This is a genomic window from Mesorhizobium sp. M0698 (assembly GCF_040320455.1).
In the GTDB taxonomy this organism is placed as follows: domain Bacteria; phylum Pseudomonadota; class Alphaproteobacteria; order Rhizobiales; family Rhizobiaceae; genus Mesorhizobium.
In genome coordinates, this window is sequence record NZ_JAMYPQ010000008.1 from 66,272 (window position 1) to 93,271 (window position 27,000).

Sequence of the window (27,000 nt, forward strand, 5' to 3'; positions counted from 1 at the left end):
ACCTCGGATCCGGTCAGCCGGCGCTGTCCACGACCTCGACACCGCCCGCGCGATTGAGCGTGTGAATGCCGGACCGAGCCCATGCCGGCCCGGGATCGATTGAGCGGGGCAGTTCAAAACGGACGTCGAAATCATCAAGCCGATCCAGCCGCATCAATCCCAGGCCGCCGCCATAGGCTCTAGACCCGTTTTGCACCGGCAGCAGCAAAGCGTCGCCCTGGCGGATAAAGGCGCCGCCCGGCCGAGTGGCGGAGTGGTCGACTGCGACGGGATTGAGCGCGTGCGCAGCCCACGGCCCACGCAGCGCCGGGGCGGAATAGACGGCCATCGTGTCGGACGCGCTGCCGTGACCGAACCGCTCAGTCCCCAACAGCCAGAAGCGACCGTCGGATTCGAGCAGCGTGGCGTCGTTGAAATCCCTGTCCGTCATCAGCACCGTATCGCGTACCCAGCGATCCGGAAACTGCTCGGCACGGTAGAGCACCAGTTCTCGCGCCGTAGCGCTTTCAGGGATCATGAAAATCTCGCCGGAGTGAGCAAACACCTGCGGATATGACAGGTGATGCGCTTCCTCCAGCACCACTTTCGGCACGCCGAAAGTGCCGTCGGTGCCAAGTTCAGCGACAGAAATCACCCCGCGGCCGGTGGAGTAGGGAAACTCCTCGACAAACAGAAAATGACGGCCGTCGCGCTCGAGAACGAACGGATCGGCGTAGAAGCGCTGCCCGTCATCGGCAAGCACGGTGAACGGCTTACCATCCAGCTGTCCGGTTTCGGCGACGCCTGGACCGTCGATCAGCCGATAAGCAACCTGCCAATAGAAGGGGCGCCGACCACGTCGCAGTTTTTGCACGGCGCGGTCGACCAACCCCCTGCCGAAAAAGGGCAGATAGTGCCCGATAAATCCGCCTTTCTGCAGGGGCGGCGCCGGGCTCTCGGCAATCGGCGCAAGTTTGCCCGCGGAAAAGCGGGCGACACATTGGGCAATCAGGGAGATGGCGCCGGCGAGCAGGTCGTTGCTGGTTCGAGACAGCCACAACCGGTCGCTGATCATCGGCCGCGCTCTGGCGACGGCAACGCCGTCGAGCCGAGCGGTGAGTTCGGGCAGCCGCCCGCTCGCCAGCATCTCGGTCATGCCCGCGGCAAAGCTGCTTTGGCCGCAAAATTCGAGCGTCAGGACAGGCGTGCCCCGTCGTGCGGCGGTAGCGGTGAGATCGACCATAAGATCGACTGGGCCGGTGTCGCCGGACGGCAACGGCCGGGAACGGCTTGCCAGTGAGGGGCCGAAGCGCCGGCCCTCGAGCGCCAGCACGTTATCCATCGTGCGCGCATTGGGTTCAGGCGTCGGCGCGCGGCAACTCGAAACCGCATGTCCAGCTGCACTCAACCGCGCCAGAAGCTCATTTTCCCAGCGCCGGGATGTGTCGGCGTGGCCGATGATTAAAATATTAGTCAATCCAATATATTCTTTTTCAAGACTACTGTCATAGACTACTTGTCAGCCCAACCTTTCACAAGAGTTAAACCGGGAGAACGCGGCCTTGGTTGTTAATCATATATTAAGAATTGAGATCACGAAGGCGCTTTCCGGCGCTATTATGGCTCTTGCGGGCAATAGTCGGCATGTCCCGAAGGCTGCAGGCGACCAGGATCAGCGATGAACGTCCTTTCACGTCCAAAACTGCCATCCAGGCAGAAACTGCTGATCGTGTTCGGCACTAGGCCGGAGGCACTCAAATGCTTTCCAGTGGCGCGTGCCGCCCTTGCTCATCCAGGCTTCATCACCGAAATATGCATCACCGCCCAGCATCGTGAAATGGTCGACCAGGTTGTCGAGCTGACCGGCCTGCCGGTGCATCACGATCTCAACATCATGCAACCCGGCCAGTCGCTGTTCGACGTGACCTCGCGCGTGCTCCTGGGCATGGCCGAGGTGCTGGAAAAGTCGCAGCCCGATATCGTCATGGTACAGGGCGACACCACCACGGCAATGGCCGCGGCGCTGGCTGCCTTCTACAAGCGTGTCCCCGTCGCTCACGTCGAAGCAGGATTGCGCAGCCACAACATCAACTCGCCGTTTCCTGAAGAACTGAACCGCAAGATTGCCGGCGACATCGCTACCTGGCATTTTGCGCCGACCGTTCAAGCGCGCGACAATCTCATCGCCGAAGGAAAGGCCGAAAGCACCATCTTCGTGACCGGCAACACGGTGATCGACACGCTGTTGCATTTTTCAAGCGCGATCGATGCTGACAGGCTGATGAACGCGAAGCTCGCTGCCCGCTTCCCTTTCCTCGACCCTTCCAAGAAGATGATCCTCGTCACCGGTCATCGCCGCGAGAATTTCGACGGCGGCATCCAGCGCATCTGTACGGCATTGAAGGGATTGGCGGCGCGCGGAGATGTGCAGATCGTCTACCCTGTCCATCCAAACCCCAATGTGCGCTCAGTGGTCAACGCAGAGCTGGAAGGCGTGCCGAACATCCACCTGGTCGAGCCGCAGGACTATCTGCCGTTCCTGTACCTGCAGAAGCAGAGCTATCTGGTGCTTACCGATAGCGGTGGCGTGCAGGAAGAAGCGCCTTCACTCGGCAAGCCGGTGCTGGTAATGCGCGAAAATACCGAGCGACCCGAGGGGATCGTGGCCGGCACCGCCCGTCTTGTCGGCACCGACGTCGAGAAAATCCTGTTCAACGCCAATCGCCTGCTCGACGATCAGGCTGCCTATTGCGGCATGGCGGAACGACACAACCCATATGGCGATGGCCGGGCCAGTAACCGGATTGTTGAGGAACTGCTGCATCATGGCTGAAATCAAAACCGTTTCCGTAATCGGCATGGGCTATATCGGCCTGCCGACCTGCGCCATTTTCGCCAGCCGCGGGCTCAACGTCATTGGCGTCGATGTCAACCGAGCGGTGGTCGAGAAGGTCAACCGCGGCGAAATCCACATCGTCGAGCCGGACCTTGACGGTCTGATCCAGAAGGTCGTGGCGAACGGCAAGCTCATGGCCTACAGCACGCCGCAGCCGGCGGACGCCTATATCATCGCCGTGCCGACCCCGATGACCCACGATCATAAGCCGGACGTGACCTACGTGCTCGCGGCGGCACGAAGCATCGCCCCCGTGCTGAAGCGGGGAGACCTTGTGGTATTGGAATCGACATCGCCGGTTGGAACCACGCGTATCATGACCGGGCTGCTTGCCGAGTTGCGGCCTGATCTCAAATTTCCTGTCCAGCATGGCGAAGACGCCGATGTGCTGGTCGCCTATTCGCCCGAGCGTGTGCTGCCGGGAAAGGTGCTGACCGAGCTGATCAACAACGATCGCTCGATCGGCGGATTGTCCCGCAAATCGTCGGAGCGGACCGCGGCACTCTATTCGACCTTCGTCACCGGCGACCTGTTCATGACAACGGCCGAAAGTGCTGAGCTGGTGAAACTGACGGAGAACGCGTTCCGCGACGTCAACATCGCCTTTGCCAACGAGCTTGCCGCCGTGTGTCAGGATCTGTCGCTCAATGTATGGGAAGTGATCGATCTCGCCAATCGACACCCTCGCGTGAACATCCTCCAGCCGAGCCCGGGCGTTGGCGGTCACTGCATTGCGGTCGATCCATATTTTATCATCGACGCCGCACCCAACAGCACGCGGCTTATGGCTTCGGCACGCCGGATCAATTCCGAACGGCCCATGTCGGTGGTCAGGGATATTGAGGCCTTGCTCGACCCCTCCCGCAAACAGACGATCGCCTGTCTTGGCCTCAGCTTCAAAGCCAACATCGACGATTTGCGCGAGAGCCCGGCCGTCGAGGTGGTGAAACTTCTGTCCGATATCCCCAATGTGAAGATCATTGCGGCTGAACCCAACACAAATGCGCTGCCGCATGAGCTCGAGGGCAGGGGCATCGTGTTCACCGACGCACTTTCGGCCATCGACAAGTCCGATATCGTCGTCCTCCTGGTCGACCATCGGCAGTTCAATCTGGTCGACCCCGAAGCGCTCAAGGACAAGAAGCTCGTCGATACGAGGGGTCTGTGGACGTGGCGCAAGGCACGCAAGCCCGACGCCCGCATCGAAGGCAAGAAACCAGAGGTCGCACAAGTGACGCTTGCAAGGGAGCAGGCCGCATGAACGCGCACGCCCCGGCATGGGCGCAGCATTCCCTGTTGGCATCACGGCGCCGGGAGTTCCTTGGCGCACCGATCCATGCGCTGACCATGGCCGAGACACTGGCCATCGCCGACGAGGCGATGACCCTGGGGCGGCCGCTGCATCATGTGGTCGTGAACGTCGCCAAGCTGGTGACCATGCGCCAGAATGCCGAGCTGCGCGAGGACGTGGCTGGGGCGGACGTGGTCAATGTCGACGGCATCGGCGTGCTTTGGGGTGCACGTCTGTGCGGCGTCGCGCTGCCCGAGCGGGTGGCGGGCGTCGACATCATGATCAATCTGCTGAGCCTCTGCGCGAAGCGTGGATTCAGGCCGTATCTGCTGGGGGCCGAACAGCACGTTCTCGACGCGGTTGTAGTGAGACTTGCCAAGGACCATCCGAGCCTCGTCATAGCGGGAATGCGCAACGGCTATTTCAAGCCGGAGGACGAGGCCGGGATCGTCGCGGCGATCAACGCCTCGGGCGCCGACTGCCTGCTGGTGGCCATGCCGACACCGCGCAAGGAACGCTTTCTCAAACGCTACCGCGATGAACTCGCCTCAAGCTTCGTGATGGGCGTGGGCGGCAGTTTCGACGTCTATGGGGGCAAGGTTGCCCGTGCGCCGAAGCTGATACAAGCGGCCGGCCTGGAGTGGCTGTTCCGCGTCGTCCAGGAGCCGCGACGCTTGTGGCGCCGCTACTACGATACCAACACTGCCTATGCAGGGCTGCTGTGCCGAGAGTTCTGGGAGCGTCGCTGGCGCCGAAACGCCGGTTTATAGTTTCGCGTTCCCCCACAAAACAGGCGTTGACCCTGGACTTCGCTTTACGCGATCCGTAGCCGCGCTCGCAGCTGGGCGACGAATTGCGTCGCTGCCACAGGGTGGAACAACGAGGTCAGCCCGAAGAAAACCGCAGCACCGGCAGTGCCGCCGGCGACAAGCGAGAAGATTGCCGGCACGTCGCCGGGCACCATACTGGCAAGCTTGGCGGCCACCCCCGTGCTGAGCGAGATGACCACCGAGACACCGATGTCGCGCCATGGCACCGGCACCGGTGTGAGCCGCTCGCTGATGATGATGCAGGTTATGGAGCCCACCACCGAGCCGCCCGCCAGCGCCAAAGCGGCGCCGATCTCCGCCATCGGGGGGATCAACAGCAGGGACAATGCGATTGTTGCCACCGAGCCGAAGAGATTGGCGATGATCAGCAGCCACGGCCGCTTGTGCGCGTGCACTACGACGCCATAGACGAAGCTGGTGAGGTTGGCGCACAGCACGCTGAAGGCAATGATCGGAAACAGCAGGCCGAAGCGGCCGTGATATTGCGAGGGCAGCATGAGCTCGGTGATATCGCTGCTGAGCGCGACCAGCATCGCTGCAATAGGCAGGCAAAGCCGCATCATCAGCGCCATCAGTTGCGACAGCAGCCGGCCCGACGCCGCGGGCCCATCCTCGTCGAACCGGCTGACCACCTCGGGAAAGGCGCCCATGTTGATGGCGTTGGCGACCATGTCGATCGGCTGGCGGGCCAGCGCATAGGCTGCGGCGAAGATCGCCACAGCGCTGGCATCGTAATAGATCTTGAGGAACAGACGCTCCGCGCTGTTGAGCCCGAAGCCTACCAGCGCCATGATGATCAGCGGCACACCGAGCGCAAAGAAGTCCCTGTGGGTGAAGCGCGGCGGACCGGCAACGAGCCGTCGCGATGCCATGATGCCCGCCACGATGCCGGCAATCAAGGCGCCGAGGCTCGAGCCGAGCGACACCGTCAGAAAGCTATCCTGAAAGACGAGGATAGCGCCGATCGGTAACGCGAGTTGCAGCAGGGCACGCAGGGCTTCTAGCATCGAATAGACCGAATGGCGCTGCTGCATCTGCAGCACCGTCAACGCGAAGCGGCTGATGGACCCGGCGACCAGATAGCCGCAGACTGCGATCGCGAACTCGACCCAGCGTTCAGGCACGATCACCGCCGACGCGCCTACCGATATGACCAGCGCCAGTGCCGTGGTGGCAAGCAACACCTGCCCGGCCAGCATCAGGCTGCCGCGGCTGACTTCGCCCTTGCCGCCAAGCCTGAGCAAGGCGATGCGGAGCCAGTTGGTGACGGCAATGTCGGTCATTTCCCCGACGGTCACCACCAGGGTGAGCAGGCCATACTCGGTCTGGTCGATCAAACGCGTCACGACGACCAGCAGGAGAAGCGCCGAAATTCGCGTCAGCAGGATCGCCGGAGCATAAATGAGCGTGGAACGGAGCAGCAAGGGCGTGTCCCTGGAAAACTCACCTTCGACTAGCCGCCGACTGGCGGAAAATCCAGCCCGATGATGCCGAAGGGTGAACAGATTCAGTTTGAACTAAAAGATTTGCCGTAAACCTTATCGGGAACGTTTGCTTTGCAGTTACCCGGTCTGTGTTATTTAGAGTACCATCATGTTGCAGCGCCTCATATCCGATCGAAAAATACATGTCCTGGTCGCGACGCCCTCGGGCGTTTCGGGGCAGGGCGGCATCGACCGCATCATGGGGGCGCTGAAGCAGGAGTTCGAACGGCAAGAAATCACCGACATCGATGTGCGCTTTCTTGCCAGTCGTGGCCCGGGGCATGTCGGACTTTCGATCTTCTATATGCTCGGTTTTTGCTTACGGATGCTTAAAGCGCGTCTGGCTGGACGCGCCGATGTCATTCATATCAACATCTCAGTTTCCGGCAGCACCTACCGCAAGATGGTGATCGCCGCCTGCGCACGGCTGCTGTCGATACCCTATGTCCTGCATTTGCACGGGGCGCAGTATCAGACATTCTGGAAAGCCGACCGCGGTTTCATAAGCCGCCGTATCAAAGCTCTGTTCGAGCATGCCGATCGGGTGATCGTTTTGGGCAGACTTTGGCGCGATTTCGTCGCCAGCCGGGCGCCGGGCGCAGCCGGCAATATCGTGATCGTGCCCAATGCGACCGAAGTCCCGTCGCTGGCGCATGTCGGCGGCGGCGACCATGTGCATATCCTGTTCCTGGGCCGCATCGGCGACCGCAAGGGCGTACCGCAATTGCTCGAGGCACTGCACCGCATGAGCCCTGTCAAGAATTGGCGCGCCACGATTGCCGGCGATGGCGAAGTCGAGGCGGCACGGGCAAAGTCAGCCGCGCTGCGGATTGCAGACCGGATCGCCTTTCCGGGTTGGGTGGGACCGGACGATGTCGCATCGCTGATTTCTTCGGCCGATATTCTGGTTCTTCCATCCTTCGCCGAAAATCTGCCGATGTCGGTGATCGAAGGCATGGCAGCCGGTTTGGCGGTGGTGGCGACCCCGGTTGGCGCCGTCGAAGACATAATCACCGACGGGCAATCCGGGCTGCTGGTGCCGCCAGGCGATGTTACAGCGTTGACCGAGGCGCTGAGCCGCCTCGTGGAGAACCCGGCACTGCGGGCAAAGCTTGGTGCCGGTGCCATGGCCGTGCATCGGGAACGGCTTGAGCTCGCCCCGTTTGTTGGCGCAATCTGCGATGTCTGGCGGTCGGCCGTGTCAAGCCGTCAACCGGTCAAGCGCTGAGGCCGACGATCGCGGCGGCGCGTCGAGCCTGAATTCGCGGTGGAATATCTCCAAATTCAACAGCGCCCATATCAGCTTTTCGTGGTCTGCAGCACGCGTGGTGTGTTCCGAGACGATTTGATCTAGCTGTTTCGGACTCAGATAGCTGCGAATGACGGAGTGAGGCGAGCAAAGATGGTCATGCACGTAGTTCCTCATCGATCCGCGAAACCATTCGGCGACCGGTACCTTGAACCCGACCTTGCGGCGGCTGAGAATTTCCTCCGGGAGGATATTGGCCATGCTGTCGCGCAGGATCTGCTTGCTGTGCAACCAACCCAGCCTGTAGCGATCGGGCAATTTGCTGACGAATGAAACCAGGTCTCGATCGAGGAACGGCATTCTTCCTTCGATTGAACCGGCCATCATCATGTGGTCGCCTCGTTCCAGGAGATTGTCAGGCAGCCACGATGTCTGATCGAAAAACAGCACGCGGCGAAGATGGGAAGCCGCAGCGCTTGACGAGAACGGAAAGTCGTTGCGCTCATAACGGCGATTTGCGGACGCGCCGATCAGGCAGGCGCGCTGCTGCGCCGAAACGGCTCCAAACCAGGAGACCATCCGGGCGGCAAAGTCCCTTTCGCCCGCGGTGCGGGCAAACGTATCGACCTTGGCCGACGCGCCCGGCATGGCGCGTACCAAAGGGGAAAGGACGTTATCGTGCAGCGAGGCTGGAACAAGCGACTGGTAGATCCCGGCCAGTGATTCCGCGCGATGCTTGGGATAGCCGCCGAGAATCTCGTCGGCTCCTTCTCCGGTGAGCACCATCTTGACGTCCTGGGCGGCGCGCTCCGACATCAGGTAAATTGGAATATCGCTGCTTTGCGAAACAGGTCCCCCGCGTTGGCGAACCATCGCGGGCAGCTGATCCATCAGATCGCCTGGCTGGATGACAAGTTCGCAATGATCGGTCTTGAAATGATCGGCAACGCGCCGGGCGAATGCAAGTTCGCTATAGGCTGCGTCGTCGAACCCGACGGAAAACGTGCGAATGGGCGTGGCGCTATGCCTGGCCATCAGGGCGACGATAGCCGAGGAGTCGAGTCCTCCGGAGAGAAAGGCCCCAAAAGGTGCATCGCTGCGCATCCTGATCTCGACGGAATGGTCGAGCAGTTCCAGAAATCGCTTCTTGGCGGTTTTTCCGTCGATCCGCTCGGCCAGGGCCGCCTGATCCGGAGGCGTATAGTAGCGCGTTTCCTTGACCACCCCTTGCGACCAGACAGCATAGCTTCCGGGATTGAGCTTGCGGATCTGTTTAAAAAGCGTGCGTGGTCCCGGCACATAACGCCAGTTCAGATACTCGTCCACCGCATCCAGATCGAGTTGCTGCGCATCTTGCTGCGCCGACAACAATGCGTTGATCTCCGAGGCAAACAGCAGCAAGCTTTCGCTTTGCATGAGGTAAAGCGGCTTTTCCCCGAAGGGATCCCGGCCGAGGATCAATTCCTGCCTCTGAGCATCCCAGAGTGCAAAGGCGAACATGCCGCTCAGCCGGTCGAACATGGACAAGTGCCACTGATCGTAGGCTCGGAGCAGCACCTCGGTATCGGAGCGCGTTCGAAAATGATGGCCAAGGCCGATCAGTTCCTGCCGCAACTCGATGTAGTTATATATCTCTCCGTTGAAAATTATTTTGAGACGGCCGTCCTCAATCTGCATCGGCTGATTTGACTCAGGCGCCAAGTCAATGATCGCCAGGCGGCGATGGACCAATGCCAATTGTTGCTCGCCGGTGTTCAGGTCCAATATCTCGGCGCCTTCGGCATCGGGACCGCGATGCCGCAATGCGTTTGACATTCTGGCGGCCCGCTCTTGTGGATTTTTAGCCCTTCGACCGATCCATCCGGCAATTCCACACATTGTTCCCCCTAGGCGCGCACATTCCTCAATTCAGTACAACAAATGTGTTAAACACTTCGTGCCAATACAACCCAACCGGGAGAAAGCTGCCACGGGCCGTTCCTCGATCGAGCCTGGCGGTCAGGGGTTGCACCGGTTGTTCGCTGGTGAGGGCGAGTGACGGCACCTATGGCAGGCCCAATGCCTGCAGCATCTCCGGGTCGGGAACCGGGGGACCATCGGGCGGGATGAGGCTCATCCCATAAGGATTGGAGAACTCCCAGACAGACCATGGGATCGCGAAGCGTTCGGCCTCTCGGCGCACTGCCTTGAGATAGCGCGAACGGTCGGCCTCAAAGGCGCCCATGCGGCCGTCCGCGGACATGAGGATAGCGCCGAATTCGCCCATGAAGAGCCGCCGGCTGGGAATGCCATGGCCTTCAGCCCAGTCGACAGCCTGGCGAAAGCTCGCCTCCAGTTGGCTCTGGCCCCAGTTCTGCTCGAAATAGTTCGCGATTGCTTGGCGCGCGGTGGCCATGTTCATGACCTGCTCGACCCTGCTCAAGCCGGCAGCTTCCATCCGCGCTCTAAGGGTTTCGGTCACCACTTCGGGTGTACTACTGTCGGCCGGCCAGGGAAGTCCCGAAGCAAAGCTGATCGTGTCATCGGGCCGCTGGTGGGTGAAGCTGTGCGGCTCATACATATGGAAGCTGTAATAGAGGTTTGGGTCATCAAAGCCGGGGCTGAGGTTAACCAATCCGGCAATGCTGCCGCCGCAGGCGCCGGTTGCAACGATGGTAAGTTCGCTGCTGACCGCTCGAATGTCGTGGACGGTCCCTGCCATGATCCGCTGCCAGTGATCGCTGCCGCTCGCATCGCAAGGGTAGTATGCGGGCTCGTTGTAAGGTTCGAGGGCGACTTTGTCGGTGCCTATCTTGACCAGCATGGCAGCGACCGCCACAACCATTTGACGATAGCGGGCAACGCCCTCGCTGTCGGCGCCGCCATAGATCATCTCCATGCTGTAGTCGGGAACCTGAGTGACGCCATGCAGGTCGAAAACCACCTTGAGGCCGGTCGACGTGATCCGCTCAACGGCGGCGGCAAGTATGTCCAGCGCCTGCTGCCGCTTGGCGTCCCCGCTGGCAAGCAGCGGGCCGGGATCGACGCTCAGCCGGACGAAGTCGAAGCCCATCGATCGGATGTGGGCAAACACCTCCCCGGCCGGCCAGTCGGTGAGCGGCCTGCTTTCCGCAAGCCACTCCTTTTCGCTGCGATAGGGCGGCCAAACGTAGGTTCCGTCTTTCTCCACCGGCGACCAGTTGAGCCACTGATGCACGCCAACGCCGCGCTTGAGAGGGATGGGCTCTGCCGCGGCCGCCACAAGCAAGGCGAGCACCCAGGCAACAACATACACCGCTTTTCGCATCGCTCCCTCCGCATGCTCGCGGGAGATATTAACCGCAACGAACGGGAAAGAAGATTGCCGGCCCGCAGCTTTTCGACGGCATGGTATACAAGGACCGAAACGTTGACGGGGCGTGCATGAGAATCGGCTGGTACATCAACCGATTGCGCAGCATGGGACCGGCCGAGGTGTTGCACCGGCTGGGCGAGCAACGTCGAAGGATCGTGTCGCGCCGCCGCGATGATGGGTGGGAGCGCTATCCATCGCCGCAGTTGCACCCAGTGCTGCCCGGATTTCGCCATGCTGCGCTGGCAGCGACCGACGCTCAACGGCAGGCCATAGCGGCGGCCGCGCAAGAGATGCTTCATGGCCGGTTTTCGGCACTCGGGCGGACATGGCCAAAGCGTGAGCCCGATCTTTTGTTTCCTGCTGAGCTTTGGCGTCTTGATCCGGTAACCGGCAGGCTTTGGCCTGGCGCCGAGGCTCATACTTTCGATATCGATTTTCGCGATGGCGGCGACCTTGGCGATATAAAATATGTCTGGGAGGTCAACCGGCTGCAGCAATTGCCAGTACTGGCTGCACACCTGCTCCTCAGCGAGGACAATCGATCCCGGAGTGCCATTGAGGCGGCAATCGGCAGTTGGCATTCCGCCAATCCGCCGTTCCGAGGCATTGGCTGGGCTTCCGGCATCGAAGTAGCGCTGCGAGCCATCAGCCTGATCGTCACCCTGGACCTTATCGGTGACCGGCTTGACCCGGCGACGCTGCGGAAAGCTGGTGAGATACTCGCGGCAAGCGCCTATTGGCTGCCGCGGTTTCCGTCGCGATATTCCTCCGCCAACAACCATCTCGTCGCAGAGTTGGCTGGCGAATATCTGGTTTGCCTGGCGCTCGGGGCCGAATCCGAAATTGCCCGCAGCGCCCTCTTAAATGAGACGCACAAGCAGATTCTTGCCGACGGCGCCGGTGCCGAGCAAACGCCGACCTATGCAGCCTTCAGCGCCGAACTCATCTTGCTGTGCGCCGCCGCGGCACGCCAGGCGGGAACGCCGTTTCCCTCGGCCGTCGAAGCGCGTCTGGGCGCCTTCGCCAATTTCGTCGGCTGGCTGCCACAGAAAGCCGCCCGCTTCGGCGACGACGATGAGGGCCATGTGCTGAAGCTGGGCGACGAGCCGAACTATATCCGATCCGTCGCGGCCGCCATCCACGGCTTACTGGGGACGCCGGGCAACGCGCCGGAGCCTGACGATTTTCGTTCGCTTTTCTTTGGTGCGCCGTCAGGCCCGGCGCCCGCGGTGCATGGCTTGCAGACATTCACGCAAGGCGGGCTCTCCGTCTGGCGCGGAGCAATGAATGGCCGCAATGTCGAACTGACGTTCGACCATGGACCGCTCGGCTATCTCTCGATAGCGGCGCACGGCCATGCCGACGCGCTGTCGCTCACCCTGTGCATCGACGATGAGCCGGTGCTGGTCGATCCCGGCACCTGGCTCTACGGTTCGGGAGGCGCATGGCGCGACTGGTTCCGCTCCACACCGGCGCACAACACGCTCAACATCGAGGGCGAGAGCCAAAGCACCATCGCTGGAAATTTCAACTGGTCGCACAAGGCAGTCGCAGCGCTGGTGGAGAGCGAGCCGGGACCGCACTGGAGGCTGAGCGCCCGGCATGACGGCTATAGAAGCCGCTTCGGCGTCGTGCATCAGCGCACTTTGGCGCGCCAGGCCGATGGCATCCTCATCACCGACCAACTGCTCGGCGGCAGGCGCCAGTCCGAGATCGTCTTCCAACTGGCCGCCGGCCTCCATGCCGACCGGCACGAAGATACGGTCACGGTATTGCGCGGCGACGAGGTACTGTTGGCCATCCGCTTTCCTGATGCTGCGCTCGATATCGGCGCGGGCGGTGACATGCCGGGCCAAGGCGGTTGGGTTTCACTGCGTTTTGGCACTAGGCAGCAAGCCGAACGCCTCGCCTGGCACGGTGAAGTGGGCGAAGCCGGGATCGATATCCATCTTGCCCCAATTCACCCGCCGCAACAGCAAAAACCGGTGCCAACGTAGAGTTGCCGGGCGAGTTCCAGCCGTATTCGACATTAATTACGTTTGGACATTTAGCGGTTTCGTTACCGTTGATCTGCTAGTCTCGCACCATCCAGCCTGCTTTGCCCGCTGCGCCCGCAACAGCCACTGGTTGCAGGCGGCGTAGCGAGTTTGGCGGGAATTTTGTGCTTTGCTATTCGCCAGATCGCCTTCTTACGACTTACGACCAGGAGCCGCTGCATCAATGTTTTCCGAATTTGCCAGAGCGATTGTGGAAAAGCTTTCGAACGTCAATCTGACCACGCTCGGCCTGCTTCTCCTCACCGCACTGGGCAGCGCGGTGATCGCCTACTGGCGAACTGCCGAACATAAGTCCCTCAGGGACTTTTTCGACTTCGCCTTCCCACAGGAAGTCATCCTGCACCCGTCGGCGCGAGCCGACGCCCTGTTCTGGATCACGAAACGGGCGATGATGCCTTTCCTGCTTATTCCTGCCGGCGTCACCTTCGTCGTCGCGGTGGGCTATGGCACACGTGAGGCAATTGGCTGGCTCCTTAACATCCACGCGCCGCTTCTCGGCGGCCCGGCGGGACCGGTGACGATCGTCATCTTCACCGCAACCATGCTGGTCGCCTATGATATTTCATACTACCTCTACCACGTCGCCCAGCACCGTTTCCCGTTCCTGTGGGAATTGCACAAGGTACATCATTCGGCCGAAGTGATGGTGGGGATCACCAAGGACCGGGTTCATCCGCTGGACGATCTGATGAACCGTATGTGGGATGGCGTCATCCCGGGCATCTGCTTCGGTGTCTGGAGCCTGATCGCACTCGATCCGGTAGAGGTCGCTATCTTCGGCATCAACGTCTACGTCATCCGCAACATCCTGATGATGGACTTTGTTCGCCATACGCATCTCAAGATATCGTTCGGCCCGTTGAACAACATCATCCTGTGTCCGCACTGGCACCAGGTGCATCACAGCATCGACCCGCGTCACTACGATAAGAATTTCGGCCTGCTTTTTTCGTTCTGGGATCGTCTGTTCGGAACGCAATTTGTCCCGGAGCCGGATGAAGACCTGAAATTTGGCCTGGTCGATCGCGATGTGCGCGATTACCAGTCGCTCTTTGGGCTCTACATCCTGCCGCTCAAGAAGATGGCAAGGCATGTCATGCGACTGTTTCACAGACGGCCCAATGTGGTCGCGCAGCCACAGGACAGTTCTCCTTCATGAACACCGCTGTTTCCATCGACGTCCTAGGCGCGGAGCGCCTGGAAATCGTCCGTTCGGCGGATCGCCTGGCTGCGGTCGAAGCCGCTTGGATGGAGCTTTGGCATCGTACCGACGGGCTGATCTTTCAAAGCCATGCCTGGATTTCGGCATGGTGGAGTACCGTACAACGCCGTGACCAGCGCGCGTTGCGGATCGGCCTGGTCTGGAAGGGCGAGAGACTCGTTGCTGTCGTTCCGCTGGCGATCGGCAGGCGCAGAGGGCTGCGGTTTCTCGAATGGGCGGCCGGCAGCTATACCGACTATGGGGATATTCTCGTTGCTCCGGAATGCTCGTTATCGGCGCTGCAGGAGCTATGGACGCAACTCTGCGATGCAGGTGGCTTCGATCTTGCCTTGATCAGTCGTCTCTCGCCGGATGCGGCGGCCCGCAAAATTTTCACGCCGGGAGCTTCCGGCGGCATCAGGCTTCGTCACTTTCACCGAACGGAAGTCAGCTATCGCGTTGCCGGACAATGGGAAAGCGGAGCGGCATGGTTGGCGGACCAGTCGAAAAAGACGCGCCAGAACTATCGGCGCGGCATCAAGGCGCTGGAAGAAACCGGAGAGGTGAGATTTCGCCTGCTTGCGCCCGACGAGCCGCTGCAACCGGTACTGGAGCGCCTCGCGGCCTTGAAGCGGAAATGGCTGACCGAGCGCATGCGTGAATCAGACCTCTTCGAAGAGGGCGTGCCGGTACTCGCCGCGCTCGTCGATGCGTTGGCGCGCGCCGGCGTGCTGCATATCTTCGTCCTCGAATGCAATGGCGTGATGGTCGCGGTGTCGATCAACTTCGTCCAGCACGACGTGATGATGGCCTTCGTGACGACGTTCGATCCGGATTTCGGCCGGGCGTCGCCGGGTGTGATCCTGTTGATGGATTACGTGCAGTGGTCGATCGATCACGGCTTGAGCATGGTCGATTTCCTCTGTGGCGCAGAGTCGTTCAAACACAAATTCTCAACGCAGGCGGTTACGCTGGAATCCGTCATCGGGACGCGCACGGCACAGGGCGCGCTTGCATTTCTTGCCGATCGTGTCCTCCAGACCGTCAGGCATATGCGCGAGCGGTCATCGGCACCACCAGAGGGACGCGATACGCCCGCTCAAGCCGAAGCAGCCTTGGACTAAAGCGCGTCGCGTTCGATCGGCCTCATGCGACGCGCTTTAGATTCTTGTTTTATACATGTCGTTATCGCAAAACCGCTGCACTTTTGCGCGACATGCTTTAGAATGGTTCATCGTTTCACGGAAACGCCGAACAGCTCCATCTTTTGTTTTGACGCAATTCCGGATGAAAACCGTTCACACTTTTCCTGGAATTGCTGTAGCGGCCCGCTCGCAAAAAGCTCAAATGAAGCGCGGTATCGGACCGTTTTGCGGCGTGGTGCGGTCGCCGAGGTCGAGGAAGATTTCGTCGATGTAGCACCATCCCCAACCTTCCGGCGGATCGTAGCCTTCGATGACAGGATGGCCGGTTGCCCGAAAATGCTTGGTGGCATGACGGTTGGGCGAGTCGTCGCAGCAGCCGACATGGCCGCATGTGCGGCAGAGCCGCAGATGCACCCACTGCGAACCGCTCTTCAGGCATTCCTCGCAGCCGAGCGCGCTCGGTGTCACGTCGCGAATGTCCCCGGCGTGCCTGCATTCGTCTGCCATCATACGCTCCTGACCAGTTGTGGCGCCACGGCGAGACTGCCGTTTCGCGCGAGATATGCATGCAGCGCTGCAACCACCTGGGCGCCTTCGCCGACGGCAGCGGCGACGCGCTTGATCGAGCCGGAGCGCACGTCGCCGATGGCGAACACCCCGCCGCGGTTCGTCTCCAGTGCACCACGTTCCTGGCCAATGTCAGGCCCGGTGCGAACGAAGCCCTTCGCGTCCAACGCCACGCCGCATTGCGCCAGCCAGTCGGTGTTCGGATCGGCGCCGATGAACAGGAAGAGGTGGCGGATCGGACGTGCTGTCTCGGTGTCGCGGTTGCGCCAGCGCACTTTGCCAAGATTGCCGTCGTCGCCTTCCAGTGCCGCAATCTGCGTCTCAGCCAGCACTTCGATGTTCGGCTGTGCCCTGACGCGCTCCACCAGATAGCGCGACATGCTCGCATCGAGGCTGCTGCCGCGCGCCAGCAGCCATACCTTCTTCACATGCGCCGCCAGGTAGACGGCAGCCTGACCAGCCGAATTGCCGGCGCCGACAAGGGCTACCTCTTGCCCGGCGCAAAGCCGCGCTTCGATCGGCGAAGCCCAGTAATGCACGGAGGTTCCCTCGAATTGCGCCAGGTTTGCCATGTCGAGGCGGCGATAGCGCGCTCCGCTGGCGATCACCACCGACCGTGCCCGCACGGTCTCCCCGCCGCCGACGGCGAGCGTGTAGTGGGCACCGGACGTGTCGCTTGCGCTGCCCAGCAGCTTCGCCTCGTCCGGTATCACCATCTCGACGCCGAATTTCTGCGCCTGGTTGTAAGCGCGCGCCATCAGCGCCATTCCCGAAATGCCGGTCGGAAAACCGAGGTAGTTCTCGATGCGCGAGGAGGCACCCGCCTGTCCGCCGAAGGCACGGCAATCGAGCACGATCGTCGACAACCCTTCGGAAGCCGCGTAGACGGCCGCCGCGAGGCCGGCCGGTCCGGCGCCGACAATGGCCACGTCGTACAGCTTGCCGGCGTCGATCGGCCTCACCAGGCCGATGCAGCGGGCAAGCTCGTTCTCTCCGGGATTGAGCAGCAGCTTGCCGTTCGGACAGAGCACGATCGGCAAATGGTGGATATCGACATGGAAGCGTTCGATCAGGGTCCTGGCGCAGGGATCGGCAGCCGAATCGAGAACGCGATGCGGCTGACCGCTGCGAGCCAGAAAACCTTGCAGCCTCAAAACGTCGCCGCTGTCGACCGGTCCGACAATGATCGGGCCGGCTGTGCCGCTCTCGAGCAGGCCGACACGGCGCAGGATCAGCGCCCGCATGATGCGCTCGCCGAGGTTTGCTTCCTGCACCATCAGGTCCCTCAGCCTTTGCGAGGGGATGACGAGCGCCTCGACCGGCTCGACCGCCTCCACATCCACCAGTGAGGGTCGGGCTGAAAGCTGCGCCAACTCGCCGACGAAATTGCCTGCACCGTGCGTGACGATTGTTTCGCGCCGGCCGAAGCTGCCGCCCTGGATGATATCCACCTTGCCGGACAGGACCACGATCAGACCGGGCGCCAGCTCGCCGGCTTTGACGATCTGTTCGCCTGCAGCATAGGACACGGCTTCGCCGAAACGGCCCATGCGGTCCAGTTCTGCCTCAGCCAGCACTGGAAACATCTGATCGCGACGGGCAATGGAGATCGGATTGGCGGGTTGAGACATGGTTCGAACCTATCGCCGGTTTCCGACAGTTTGAAGCGGTTTTTGCGGCTTGCGGCCGGTAGGAACCTAGCCCGCCTGTCGGTAAACGCTGTGTCCTTCGCTTCGCAGTTAACTGACGGCGGCCGTGCGACGATGTCGTCGCGACGTGCCTCACAATCCGTTGCATCTCCTTGATTTGTTTGATTTGTGCATCCCGGCAAACCCGGCGCATGCTGCTTCAGCCGGCACCTGCCTAAGCCGGCCAGGCCCGGCGGGCCGTCCTGTGTCAAACTCTCGGCCGCCGGGCTTCTGGACAGCAGAAAACGGCCTGTGTCCGAGCACTCCGCAAACTGGCCTGCGGCCTGTTGTTCGGCGAGTGCTCAGGCAGCTACCTGAAGCACAATCTTGCCGCGCGTATGCTGCTTCTCGAGCTGTTCCTCGGCCCTGGCGACTTCCTCAAGAGGATAGATTGCCTGCACGAATGGCCTGACCTTCCCGGCGTCGATGAGGCGGCTGATCTCGGCAAGCTGCGCCGCGTTCGGCTTGGTCAAATAGGAAACGCCGCGAGCCCGATGCAGGCGGGCCTTCACCGCCGACGGCTCGGAAAGCGTTGAGACGAGCGTCCCGCCGGGCTTGAGCACGTCCCACGAGCGGTCCTGTGTTTCACCCGCTACCAGGTCGAAGACGAGGTCGACGTCCTCGACAAGCTCCTCGAAGCGCTGGTTCTTGTAATCGACCGCCTGGTCGGCGCCAAGCGCGCGGACGAAATCGAAATCCTGCGCGGACACGGTCGTCGCGACAAACGCGCCCGCGGCCTTTGCGAACTGCACCGCCAGATGACCGACGCCGCCGGCGCCGCCATGGATAAGGACCCGCTGCCCGGATTTGAGGCCGCCGTGATCGAAAAGGCCTTGCCACGCGGTAAGGCCCGCAAGTGGCACGGCGGCGGCTTCGGCGTGGCTTAAGCGTTGCGGCTTCGCCGCCGCCTCCGTCGCCTTGACGACGACATATTCGGCGTTGCCGCCGCGGTCGTTGCCGAGCATGGCATATAGCGGATCGCCCTTCTTCAGCATATGGGCCCGCGTGCCGCACAGTTCCACCACGCCGGATACGTCGCGGCCGAGCGTGACGGGCAGATCCGCGCCCGAAGAGCCCTCGCGAACCTTGTAGTCGACGGGATTGACGCTTGCCGCGTAGACCTTGAGCGTGACCTCGTCGTCATGCGGCTGAGGCAACGGAACCGCGTCCAGCGAAAGAACCTCCGGTCCACCAAAATCGTGGATACGGACGGCCTTCATCGTAATCATGGCTTGCTCCTCGTCGGTTTGCAGTCCAGTTCGCTCTGAACAGTTTCGCCGGCAGGCCGGCGTCTATCCAGCCGGCGGTTCGGTCGTAGCAAAGGCCGGCCGGTGGTGCGCCGTCAGTGTATCGTTTGCGAATGCTCGCCGCCGGGTTGCGAGATGCCGCTCAGCGCTTCACCTGCTGTCGCCGTCTCGCTGTTGGTGGCGAGGTCGCCCAGCGAAACGATGCCGACCAGGCGCTTGTCGCGGTTTAGCACCGGCAAGCGGCGCACTTTCAGGTCAGCCATGTTACGCAGAACATCCTCCGCGTCTTCGTCTTCGAAGCAATACCTGACCTCGGTGCTCATCACTTCCCGTACCTTGGCGTCAGGTGTCTTGCCTTGGGCGACGCCGCGGATTGCGATGTCGCGATCGGTTACCATGCCGACAAGCCGATCGTTCTCGCCCACCGGCATTGCGCCGGCGTCGAGGCGACCCATCATTTCTGCCGCATCGCGCAGGGTTTGCTGCGGACTGGCGATCTCGACGTCCTTTGTCATGCAGTTGCTAACTTTCATTTTAACCTCCGTTGGTTGCAGGGCCCGCCGCGGGTTTCCATGATGGAAGGGTGAATGAGCGCCAGCGCAAAACGTTCCATGGCAAGACCCGTTTCGAGCGCTTCGCCGAAATCACCCTTGCCATCCTCCACCCGACCGCCCTTCAGGCGGTCGGCCCGGGAAAGGTCGGTTCCGAAGGAATTTCGGAAGGCGTGCCGGGAGGAACTCCGATCGGCTCCTGGTCCGGCGTCGGAATTGGATCCGGCGAGGGCGGGGGTACGCCTGGAGGTTCTCCCGGCGGAGTCTCCGGCGGGGCAGGCGGCCGGGCCGGCTCCGGATTGGGATTGTCCGGCAGTGGATTCGGGTTATTCGGATCGGGATTGTTCATCGATCACTCCCCTGACAACTGTGACCTGATCTCCGCCAAGAGCGGGTTGCCGCAGCGGCGAGCAGGCTCTCTTGTCCTAAACCAAGGGGAAGCAAAAGCGTTCCCGCTTCCGACGCCACGCGCGGTGCCAATCTATCGGGCGGTTCCCAGGCTGGCATACATTCCGTTGGTGCGGAATTGCGTCGGGTTGATGCCGTAGAGGCGGCGGAAGACCTTCGAAAAGTAATTGGCATCCTCAAAGCCGCACATGATGGCGACTTCCTTGACCGGCAGGAAATCGGCCTTCGTCAGCAACTTCGCCGCGCGCTGCAGTCGCTGCTGCAGCACAAATTCGGCGGGCGGAAGTCCCTCGCTCTCGGCGAAGCAGCGCGAGAAATGCGCGCGGCTCAGGCCGCTGATCTCAGCGAGATCGGCAACGCGGAGCGGCCTGTCGAGATTGGCCCTGATGTGATCGATGACCGGCTGCATGGCGCTCTTGTCGTCGGTGACGGCATGCGAGCCGAAGACATCGTCGTAGAGCGCCATGGCTGCTTCATAGGCGACGGCCGAGGCGGCTCCCGGCGAGACCGCGCCCGTGATCAGGCGCACACTGCAATCAGCCAGATGATCGATCGTCGAGGGCTGCAGCCGCAGCACCGGACCGACGGCGGCAAGGATCGACTTGTGGATGCGCAGTGCCTCCTCGCCGTTCATCGATATCCAGAAGAACTCCCAGCGTTCGCCCTTGGCCAGCCAGTAACGGTGGTTGTGCGGCACGAGAACCAGCAAAGTGTCGCCCTTTTGCAGGCGGTAGTTCCGGTTCTCGTAGCGCAATCGGCCGGTGCCGCTGATCGTATGCTGGAGCACAGTAAACGGCGTCAGGCCGCGCTTGCGCCCATCCCAGTCGTAGACCTCGTTCTCGCGCACTTCATAGCCGGTGCTTGTCGGCATGGTGTGTAGGCGCTGGCGCCCGCGCGGCAGCGATACCGTCCTGCCCGCCGGCCCGATGTCGATCAAGTTCCGCAGCACAAAATTACCCCTAAAAGCATAATCCTTCTCTGGTCGCGTGCCGAATAAGGCGCATAATCCCTCGAGAAAAGCAAAAGAAACCGCGGTCAAAGAGCGGATGGGAGGAAGTGCCGGATTCCAGCCTGCATAGCGTGGCAGGCGGGCCAGGCCTCTTTTCGCCGCCTTTGCCGTAGCATTCGATCGGGTCGAGGTGAGGCTGATGAGTTTCAAGATCGCTATCATCGGTGCGGGAAGCGTCGGGTTCACCAAGAAGCTCTTCACCGACATTTTGTGCGTTCCTGAATTCAGGGATGTCGAATTCGCATTGACCGATCTCAGCGAGCGCAACCTCCAGATGATCAAGTCGATCCTCGACAGGGTCGTCGAATTCAACAGGCTGCCGACCAAGGTTACGGCAACGACAGACCGCCGTGCTGCCCTCGAGGGTGCCCGCTACATTATCAGCTGCGTTCGCGTCGGCGGTCTCGAAGCCTATGCGGACGATATCCGCATTCCCTTGAAGTATGGCATCGACCAGTGCGTCGGCGACACGATCTGCGCCGGCGGCATCCTCTATGGCCAGCGCAACATTCCGGTAATCCTCGATTTCTGCAAGGATATCCTCGAAGTCGCCGAGCCTGGGGCGAAATTCCTGAACTACGCCAATCCGATGGCTATGAACACCTGGGCGGCGATCGAATATGGCAGGGTCGATACCGTCGGCCTCTGCCACGGCGTCCAGCATGGCGCCGACCAGATCGCCGAAGTGCTCGGCGCCAAGTCGCGCACCGAGCTCGACTACGTCTGCTCCGGCATCAATCACCAGACCTGGTTCATCGACCTGCGTCTCAACGGCCGCAAGATCGGTAAGGACGAGCTGGTTGCCGCCTTCGAGGCGCATCCGGTCTATTCGCAGCAGGAAAAGCTGCGCATCGATGTCCTGAAGCGCTTCGGCGTCTATTCGACCGAAAGCAACGGCCATCTTTCCGAATACCTGCCCTGGTATCGCAAGCGGCCGGACGAAATCACCCGCTGGATCGACATGTCCGACTGGATCCACGGCGAGACCGGCGGCTACCTTCGTTATTCGACCGAAACACGCAACTGGTTCGAAACGGAGTTCCCTCAATTTCTGGAGTCCGCCGCGAGGCCGATCGACCCCGCCAAGCGCTCCAACGAGCACGCCAGCCACATTCTCGAGGCGCTGGAGACGAACCGAGTTTATCGCGGCCATTTCAATGTCAAGAACAATGGCATCATCACCAACCTGCCGCAGGATGCGATCGTCGAGTCGCCCGGATTTGTCGACCGCTTCGGCATCAACATGGCCGCCGGCATCGCGCTGCCGGAGGCCTGCGCCGCCACTTGCATTTCCTCGATCAACGTCCAGCGCATGTCGGTTCATGCGGCGATCTCCGGCGATATCGACCTGCTGAAGCTCGCCGTCCTGCACGATCCGCTGGTCGGCGCGGTTTCGACGCCGGAAGAGGTTTGGCAGATGGTGGACGAAATGGTCGTCGCCCAGGCCCGCTGGCTGCCTCAATATGCCGATGCGGTGCCGGCCGCGAGGGAGCGGCTTTCGAAATCCAGGGTCAAGACCCGCGAATGGGCCGGTGCGGCAAGGCGCGACGTCCGTTCGATCGAGGAATTGCGTGCGGAAAAAACGGCTCTCAAGCAGGCCGTCTGAATTTCGCCAGGACGGATCGCGGCGAGCTTTCGGAGGATTTTCCGCACCCGTCTGTACATTCGTTCGAGGAGAAATGGAGCGGCGTCAACGCGCTCCTGAACAACAGGGAGGAGAGACGATGAGGAATTTTCGAAACATTGGCATTCTCGCCGGGCTGGCGCTTAGCGTCTCGGCCTCGGCGCTGAACGCGTATGCATCCGAGCCGACCGTGCCGCCGGTGCCCGCGCAATTCCCCGCCGAGGGAAAGATCAAATACGTCGCGCGCGACTCCATCCTGGAATTCAAGGCACTGCCGGAATATCACGAACCGGATTGGATCACCGAGAAATACGTCAAGGCGGGCAAGCTGCCGCCGGTCAAGGACCGTTTGCCTAAGGAGCCGCTGGTCTTCAAGACCGGCAACATGCCGGATGGCATCGGCGTTTACGGCGATACGATGCGCCATGTCATCGGCGGCCGGCCGGAAGGCTGGAATTATGGCGCCGGCCAGACGCAAGGCTGGGGCGGCATCGACATCGGCCTTTCCGAATGCCTGACGCGCACCGCGCCGCTTTTCCAGGTCGAGGCCAAGGACACGGAGCCGCTGCCGAACCTCGCCAGGAGTTGGGACTGGTCCAAGGACGGCCACACGCTGACGATGCATCTGGTCGAGGGCGCGAAATGGTCGGACGGCGTTCCATTCAACGCCGACGATGTGATGTTCTATTGGGACGACGAGGTGATCGACCCCAATGTGTCGCCGCTGAACGGCGCGACGCAGGAGACCTTCGGCGTCGGCACGACGTTGAAGAAAATCGACGACTACACCGTCGAGTGGACGTTCAAGGACGCCTTTCCGAAACAATACCTTTACGCCATGGCTTACGGCACCTTCTGTCCGGGCCCGTCGCATATCCTCAAGCCGCAGCATCCGAAATATTCGAAGAACACCTACGAGCAGTTCAAGAACGCGTTCCCGCCGGAATATATGAACATGCCGGTGATGGGTGCCTGGGTGCCGGTGGCATACCGCCCCGACGACATCATCGTCATGCGTCGCAATCCGTACTATTGGAAGGTCGACGAGAAGGGCAACCAACTGCCGTATCTCAATGAACTGCACTACAAATTGTCGACCTGGGCCGACCGCGACGTTCAGGCCGTCGCGGGAGCCGGCGACTTCTCCAATCTGGAGCAGCCGGAGAACTTCGTTGCCTCGCTGAAGCGCGCGGCGCAAAAGGACGCACCGGCACGGCTTGCGTTCGGCGCGCGGCTGATCGGCTATAATCTGCGCATGAATTTCTCAGCCAATGGCTGGGGCAACCCCGACGAGCGCGGACAGGCGATACGCGAGCTGAACCGCAACGAGGATTTCCGCAAGGGCGTCACCATGGCGCTCAACCGCAAGGCGCTCGGCGACTCGCTGGTCAAGGGTCCGTTCACTGCCATCTATCCGGGCGGCTTATCCTCGGGCACGAGCTTCTACGACCGGAAGTCGACGGTCTACTACCCCTTCGATCTCGAAGGCGCCAAGGCGGAACTCGCCAAGGCAGGCCTGAAAGACACGGACGGCGACGGCTTCGTCAATTTTCCTGCAGGTACCGCCGGCGGCAAGAATGTCGAGATCGTGATGCTCGTCAACAACGACTACACTACCGACAAGAGCCTTGCCGAAGGTGTAGTCGCCCAGATGGAAAAGCTAGGGCTTCGGATCGTGCTCAACGGACTCAACGGCACCCAGCGCGATGCCTCGCAATACTCCGGCCGCTTCGACTGGCTGGTACGGCGCAACGATCAGGAGCTGACTTCCGTCGTCCAGAATACCGATCAACTGGCCCCGGTCGGTCCACGAACCAGTTGGGACCATCGTGCGCCGGAAAACGGCGAGGTCGATATGATGCCTTTCGAGAAGGACCTCGTCGACATCGTCAACAAATTTGTCTCGTCCGCGGACAATGACGAGCGCGCCAGCCTGATGAGAGAGTTCCAGAAGATCTCGACCGAGCACGTCTACAATGTCGGCCTGACGGAATATCCCGGCGCGCTGATCATCAACAAACGCTTCTCCAACATCCCGCAGGGCACGCCGATCTTCATGTTCAACTGGGCCGAGGATTCGATTGTCCGCGAGCGGGTCTTTGTCGCTGCCGACAAGCAGGCCAAATACGAGCTGTTCCCCGAAGAGCTTCCCGGCAAGCCCGGAGACAAGGGCCCGATGAACTAGGTTTACCTCCCCTGACTGAGAACTCCGGCCGCGCCTGTGGGCGCGGCCGGACAAAGCAAACCTCCGTACGCTCAAAGAGAGCGACCGGCTAGACAAGGAAGCGGACCGACCGATGTTGCGATTCCTGCTCACGCGCATAGCGTCGGCGATCCCGGTCCTCGCCATTCTGAGCCTGGTCACCTTCGCCATCATCCAGGCGCCGCCGGGCGACTATGCCGACTACATCCGCTCGCAGTTGATCAATCAGGGCGGGGCCTCATTCGCCGAGGCCGACGCGCAGGCCAAGGCCTATCGGATAGAACACGGTCTCGATAAGCCGCTGCCCGTCCAGTATCTCAACTGGATCGGCGGCATCATCACCCGCGGCGATTTCGGCTACAGCCTCTATTACAATAAGCCGGTGGCCGATGTGGTGGGCGAGCGCCTGCCGCGCACGCTGCTCCTGGCGCTGGTGTGCCATCTGCTGGCATCGGTCCTCGGTATCACCTTCGGCATCTGGGCGGCGACCAGGCAGTACAGCTGGATCGACAGTACGCTGTCAGCGATTTCCTTCCTCGGCATGACGGTGCCGCGCTTCCTGATGGCGCTGATCATCGTTTATTTGCTGGTCTTCCAATTCAACGTCTCCGAGATCGGCAGCTTCTTCTCGCCGCAATTTGGCGGGGCGCCGTGGTCCTGGGCGAAGTTCGTCGATCTCGTCCGGCATGTCTGGCCGGTTGTCGCCATCGCCACCTTCGGCGGGCTCGCCTACAACATGCGGGTGATGCGCGGCAATCTGCTCGACACGCTGAATGCGCAATATGTCGAAACCGCTCGCGCCAAGGGCCTTAGCGGCGGTGCGGTCGTGATGCGCCATGCGGTGCCCAATGCGCTGCATCCGCTGGTCATGTATCAGGGCGTGGTGCTGCCCTATATGCTGACCGGCGAGATCGAGACCGCGATCATCTTTGCCCTGCCGACCGTCGGCCCGGCGATCGTTGGCTCGATGGCGGTGGGCGACGTCTATGTCACGGCGACATTCATGATGGTGCTGTCGGCGACGCTGATCGTCGGCAACATCATCGCCGACATGCTGCTCGTCATGCTCGATCCGCGCGTGCGCCAATATGCAGGGTCCTGAGATGCTTGCTTTCGAGCCCTCGCTGCCGCCACTTGCCGAGGATCCGGCCAAGATCAAGCCGCGCGGCAATGAGAGTTACATCGCACTCGTCTGGCGCCGCCTGAAACGGTCCTGGACCGGCATGGCCGGGCTCATCCTGGTCGCGTTTCTGGTGCTGCTGGCGGTGTTTGCCGACTTCTTCGCACCGATGGATCCCAAGGTGACCGATGTCGGCTTCGCCCCGCCGCAGATGATGAGCTTCCATGACAAGGACGGCAACTTCGTCTTCCAGCCACGCGTCTATGCCCTGGCGGATTCGGAAGACCTCGACCCGGTTACCTTCCAACCCGTCGTCGGGCCGGACTACGACCATCCGCGGCTGCTCGGCTTCTTCGTCAAGGGAGCGGAGTACAGACTGCTCGGCCTGCTTCCCGCGAACCGGCACTTCTTCGGCTCGACCGACGGCCAGCCGGTGCACTTCCTTGGCACCGACAAATTCGGTCGCGATGTGCTGGCTCGTGCGATCTATGGTTCGCGCATCTCGTTGATGATCGCATTGACCGTGGTCTTCATCGTCACCGTGATCGGCACGACGGTCGGCATGGTGTCGGGCTATTTCGGCGGCACATTCGACGTCTGGGTCCAGCGCTTCGTCGAACTGGTGCTCGCGTTTCCGCAATTGCCGCTTTATCTTGCGCTGACCTCGCTGGTTCCGGTGACGGCGCCGACGAATGTCTTCCTGGCCTTCGTGATCGTCGTCATGTCGGCACTCGGCTGGGCGCAGATGTCGCGCGAAGTGCGCGGCAAGACCCTGGCACTGGCGCGGATCGACTACGTTCGTGCGGCGATGGCGGTCGGCGCCACAGATGGTCGCATCATCATGCAACACATTTTTCCGAACGTGATGAGCCACGTGATCGTTGCGGTCACGTTGGCAATCCCCAGCGTGGTCCTGCTCGAATCCTTCCTCGGTTTTCTCGGCTTCGCGGTGAAGCCGCCGCTGATCTCCTGGGGCCTGATGCTGCAAGACACCGCGACCTATTCGGTCATCGGCACTTATCCCTGGATCCTTTCGCCGGTCGGCTTCGTGCTTGTCACCGTCTTCGCGTTCAACGCGCTTGGGGATGGACTGCGCGATGCGGTCGATCCTTATTGA

General features: G+C 61.5%; 19 protein-coding genes and 1 pseudogene. 11 read left to right on the top strand and 9 right to left on the bottom strand.

What is annotated here, in order from left to right:
- Positions 1-13: 13 nt before the first annotated feature.
- The gene (locus NKI16_RS17845) at positions 14-1,456 is read right to left on the bottom strand and encodes a glucosamine inositolphosphorylceramide transferase family protein (protein ID WP_245274719.1); all 1,443 of its coding nucleotides are present in this window, start codon (positions 1,454-1,456) and stop codon (positions 14-16) included.
- A gap of 201 nt (positions 1,457-1,657) precedes the next feature.
- Between NKI16_RS17845 and wecB the strand changes: the two genes are divergently transcribed.
- Genes wecB through NKI16_RS17860 form a run of 3 tightly spaced genes read left to right on the top strand, consistent with a single transcriptional unit; the run spans position 1,658 to position 4,936 of the window.
- Positions 1,658-2,812 carry a non-hydrolyzing UDP-N-acetylglucosamine 2-epimerase gene (gene wecB / locus NKI16_RS17850; protein ID WP_023677159.1) on the top strand — a complete coding sequence of 385 codons (1,155 nt, stop codon included), beginning with the start codon at positions 1,658-1,660 and terminating at the stop codon, positions 2,810-2,812.
- Complete coding sequence (gene wecC, locus NKI16_RS17855) at positions 2,805-4,136, top strand: UDP-N-acetyl-D-mannosamine dehydrogenase (RefSeq protein ID WP_023677160.1); 1,332 nt, start codon at positions 2,805-2,807, stop codon at positions 4,134-4,136. The genes wecB and wecC overlap by 8 nt, the downstream gene beginning before the upstream one ends.
- The gene (locus NKI16_RS17860) at positions 4,133-4,936 is read left to right on the top strand and encodes a WecB/TagA/CpsF family glycosyltransferase (RefSeq protein WP_031211886.1); all 804 of its coding nucleotides are present in this window, start codon (positions 4,133-4,135) and stop codon (positions 4,934-4,936) included. Before wecC ends, NKI16_RS17860 begins: the two co-directional genes overlap by 4 nt.
- A 44-nt stretch (positions 4,937-4,980) precedes the next feature.
- On the opposite strand, the gene NKI16_RS17865 is transcribed toward NKI16_RS17860, so the two are convergent.
- The gene (locus NKI16_RS17865; RefSeq protein ID WP_352576415.1) at positions 4,981-6,420 is read right to left on the bottom strand and encodes a lipopolysaccharide biosynthesis protein; all 1,440 of its coding nucleotides are present in this window, start codon (positions 6,418-6,420) and stop codon (positions 4,981-4,983) included.
- A 169-nt stretch (positions 6,421-6,589) separates the two neighbouring features.
- On the opposite strand from NKI16_RS17865, the gene NKI16_RS17870 reads away from it, so the two are divergent.
- Positions 6,590-7,708, top strand: a complete 1,119-nt coding sequence (locus tag NKI16_RS17870; RefSeq protein WP_023677163.1) for a glycosyltransferase family 4 protein — start codon at positions 6,590-6,592, stop codon at positions 7,706-7,708.
- Here NKI16_RS17870 and asnB read toward each other — a convergent pair.
- Both asnB and NKI16_RS17880 read right to left on the bottom strand, forming a co-directional pair.
- The gene (gene asnB, locus NKI16_RS17875) at positions 7,682-9,607 is read right to left on the bottom strand and encodes an asparagine synthase (glutamine-hydrolyzing) (RefSeq protein WP_051406144.1); all 1,926 of its coding nucleotides are present in this window, start codon (positions 9,605-9,607) and stop codon (positions 7,682-7,684) included. The genes NKI16_RS17870 and asnB overlap by 27 nt on opposite strands.
- 166 nt (positions 9,608-9,773) lie before the next feature.
- On the bottom strand, positions 9,774-11,015 hold the full coding sequence (locus NKI16_RS17880) for a glycoside hydrolase family 5 protein (protein ID WP_023677165.1): 1,242 nt from the start codon (positions 11,013-11,015) through the stop codon (positions 9,774-9,776).
- Between the two features lie 116 nt (positions 11,016-11,131).
- Between NKI16_RS17880 and NKI16_RS17885 the strand changes: the two genes are divergently transcribed.
- The 3 genes from NKI16_RS17885 to NKI16_RS17895 all read left to right on the top strand — a co-directional run bounded on the left by NKI16_RS17885 (position 11,132) and on the right by NKI16_RS17895 (position 15,445).
- Complete coding sequence (locus NKI16_RS17885) at positions 11,132-13,060, top strand: heparinase II/III family protein (RefSeq protein ID WP_031211889.1); 1,929 nt, start codon at positions 11,132-11,134, stop codon at positions 13,058-13,060.
- A 223-nt stretch (positions 13,061-13,283) separates the two neighbouring features.
- Complete coding sequence (locus tag NKI16_RS17890; RefSeq protein WP_023677167.1) at positions 13,284-14,279, top strand: sterol desaturase family protein; 996 nt, start codon at positions 13,284-13,286, stop codon at positions 14,277-14,279.
- A complete protein-coding gene (locus tag NKI16_RS17895) occupies positions 14,276-15,445 on the top strand; it encodes a GNAT family N-acetyltransferase (protein WP_023677168.1) in 1,170 nt (389 codons plus the stop codon). Before NKI16_RS17890 ends, NKI16_RS17895 begins: the two co-directional genes overlap by 4 nt.
- A gap of 219 nt (positions 15,446-15,664) precedes the next feature.
- Here the strand turns inward: NKI16_RS17895 and NKI16_RS17900 are convergent, their stop codons facing one another.
- The 5 genes and pseudogenes from NKI16_RS17900 to NKI16_RS17920 all read right to left on the bottom strand — a co-directional run bounded on the left by NKI16_RS17900 (position 15,665) and on the right by NKI16_RS17920 (position 21,004).
- Positions 15,665-15,976 carry a UBP-type zinc finger domain-containing protein gene (locus NKI16_RS17900; RefSeq protein WP_036238601.1) on the bottom strand — a complete coding sequence of 104 codons (312 nt, stop codon included), beginning with the start codon at positions 15,974-15,976 and terminating at the stop codon, positions 15,665-15,667.
- Positions 15,973-17,664, bottom strand: a complete 1,692-nt coding sequence (locus NKI16_RS17905) for an FAD-dependent oxidoreductase (RefSeq protein WP_031211893.1) — start codon at positions 17,662-17,664, stop codon at positions 15,973-15,975. Before NKI16_RS17905 ends, NKI16_RS17900 begins: the two co-directional genes overlap by 4 nt.
- Positions 17,665-18,023: 359 nt before the next feature.
- On the bottom strand, positions 18,024-18,950 hold the full coding sequence (locus NKI16_RS17910) for an NADP-dependent oxidoreductase (protein WP_245274720.1): 927 nt from the start codon (positions 18,948-18,950) through the stop codon (positions 18,024-18,026).
- 113 nt (positions 18,951-19,063) lie between these two features.
- A complete protein-coding gene (locus NKI16_RS17915) occupies positions 19,064-19,501 on the bottom strand; it encodes a CBS domain-containing protein (RefSeq protein ID WP_031211895.1) in 438 nt (145 codons plus the stop codon).
- A gap of 499 nt (positions 19,502-20,000) precedes the next feature.
- A pseudogene (locus NKI16_RS17920) lies at positions 20,001-21,004 on the bottom strand (AraC family ligand binding domain-containing protein).
- A 71-nt stretch (positions 21,005-21,075) separates the two neighbouring features.
- On the opposite strand from NKI16_RS17920, the gene NKI16_RS17925 reads away from it, so the two are divergent.
- From NKI16_RS17925 to NKI16_RS17940, 4 genes are all read left to right on the top strand, one after another.
- Positions 21,076-22,542: an alpha-glucosidase/alpha-galactosidase gene (locus tag NKI16_RS17925; RefSeq protein ID WP_023677174.1), complete on the top strand. Its 1,467-nt coding sequence runs from the start codon at positions 21,076-21,078 to the stop codon at positions 22,540-22,542.
- Positions 22,543-22,660: 118 nt separating this feature from the next.
- On the top strand, positions 22,661-24,745 hold the full coding sequence (locus NKI16_RS17930; RefSeq protein ID WP_023677175.1) for an ABC transporter substrate-binding protein: 2,085 nt from the start codon (positions 22,661-22,663) through the stop codon (positions 24,743-24,745).
- Positions 24,746-24,857: 112 nt separating this feature from the next.
- Positions 24,858-25,865: an ABC transporter permease gene (locus NKI16_RS17935; protein WP_031211897.1), complete on the top strand. Its 1,008-nt coding sequence runs from the start codon at positions 24,858-24,860 to the stop codon at positions 25,863-25,865.
- 1 nt (position 25,866) lies between these two features.
- Positions 25,867-27,000, top strand: coding sequence for an ABC transporter permease (locus NKI16_RS17940; protein ID WP_031211898.1), 1,134 nt, complete (start codon positions 25,867-25,869; stop codon positions 26,998-27,000).

Excerpts from the sequence above, each read along its gene's own strand:
- NKI16_RS17860 (WP_031211886.1), top strand. The coding sequence starts at position 4,133 with ATGAACGCGCACGCCCCGGCATGGGCGCAGCATTCCCTGTTGGCATCA.
- wecC (WP_023677160.1), top strand. The coding sequence starts at position 2,805 with ATGGCTGAAATCAAAACCGTTTCCGTAATCGGCATGGGCTATATCGGC.
- NKI16_RS17895 (WP_023677168.1), top strand. The coding sequence starts at position 14,276 with ATGAACACCGCTGTTTCCATCGACGTCCTAGGCGCGGAGCGCCTGGAA.
- NKI16_RS17905 (WP_031211893.1), bottom strand. The coding sequence starts at position 17,664 with ATGTCTCAACCCGCCAATCCGATCTCCATTGCCCGTCGCGATCAGATG.
- NKI16_RS17925 (WP_023677174.1), top strand. The coding sequence starts at position 21,076 with ATGAGTTTCAAGATCGCTATCATCGGTGCGGGAAGCGTCGGGTTCACC.
- NKI16_RS17930 (WP_023677175.1), top strand. The coding sequence starts at position 22,661 with ATGAGGAATTTTCGAAACATTGGCATTCTCGCCGGGCTGGCGCTTAGC.
- wecB (WP_023677159.1), top strand. The coding sequence starts at position 1,658 with ATGAACGTCCTTTCACGTCCAAAACTGCCATCCAGGCAGAAACTGCTG.
- NKI16_RS17935 (WP_031211897.1), top strand. The coding sequence starts at position 24,858 with ATGTTGCGATTCCTGCTCACGCGCATAGCGTCGGCGATCCCGGTCCTC.
- NKI16_RS17870 (WP_023677163.1), top strand. The coding sequence starts at position 6,590 with ATGTTGCAGCGCCTCATATCCGATCGAAAAATACATGTCCTGGTCGCG.
- NKI16_RS17880 (WP_023677165.1), bottom strand. The coding sequence starts at position 11,015 with ATGCGAAAAGCGGTGTATGTTGTTGCCTGGGTGCTCGCCTTGCTTGTG.
- asnB (WP_051406144.1), bottom strand. The coding sequence starts at position 9,607 with ATGTGTGGAATTGCCGGATGGATCGGTCGAAGGGCTAAAAATCCACAA.
- NKI16_RS17885 (WP_031211889.1), top strand. The coding sequence starts at position 11,132 with ATGAGAATCGGCTGGTACATCAACCGATTGCGCAGCATGGGACCGGCC.
- NKI16_RS17910 (WP_245274720.1), bottom strand. The coding sequence starts at position 18,950 with ATGATTACGATGAAGGCCGTCCGTATCCACGATTTTGGTGGACCGGAG.
- NKI16_RS17900 (WP_036238601.1), bottom strand. The coding sequence starts at position 15,976 with ATGATGGCAGACGAATGCAGGCACGCCGGGGACATTCGCGACGTGACA.
- NKI16_RS17940 (WP_031211898.1), top strand. The coding sequence starts at position 25,867 with ATGCTTGCTTTCGAGCCCTCGCTGCCGCCACTTGCCGAGGATCCGGCC.
- NKI16_RS17915 (WP_031211895.1), bottom strand. The coding sequence starts at position 19,501 with ATGAAAGTTAGCAACTGCATGACAAAGGACGTCGAGATCGCCAGTCCG.
- NKI16_RS17890 (WP_023677167.1), top strand. The coding sequence starts at position 13,284 with ATGTTTTCCGAATTTGCCAGAGCGATTGTGGAAAAGCTTTCGAACGTC.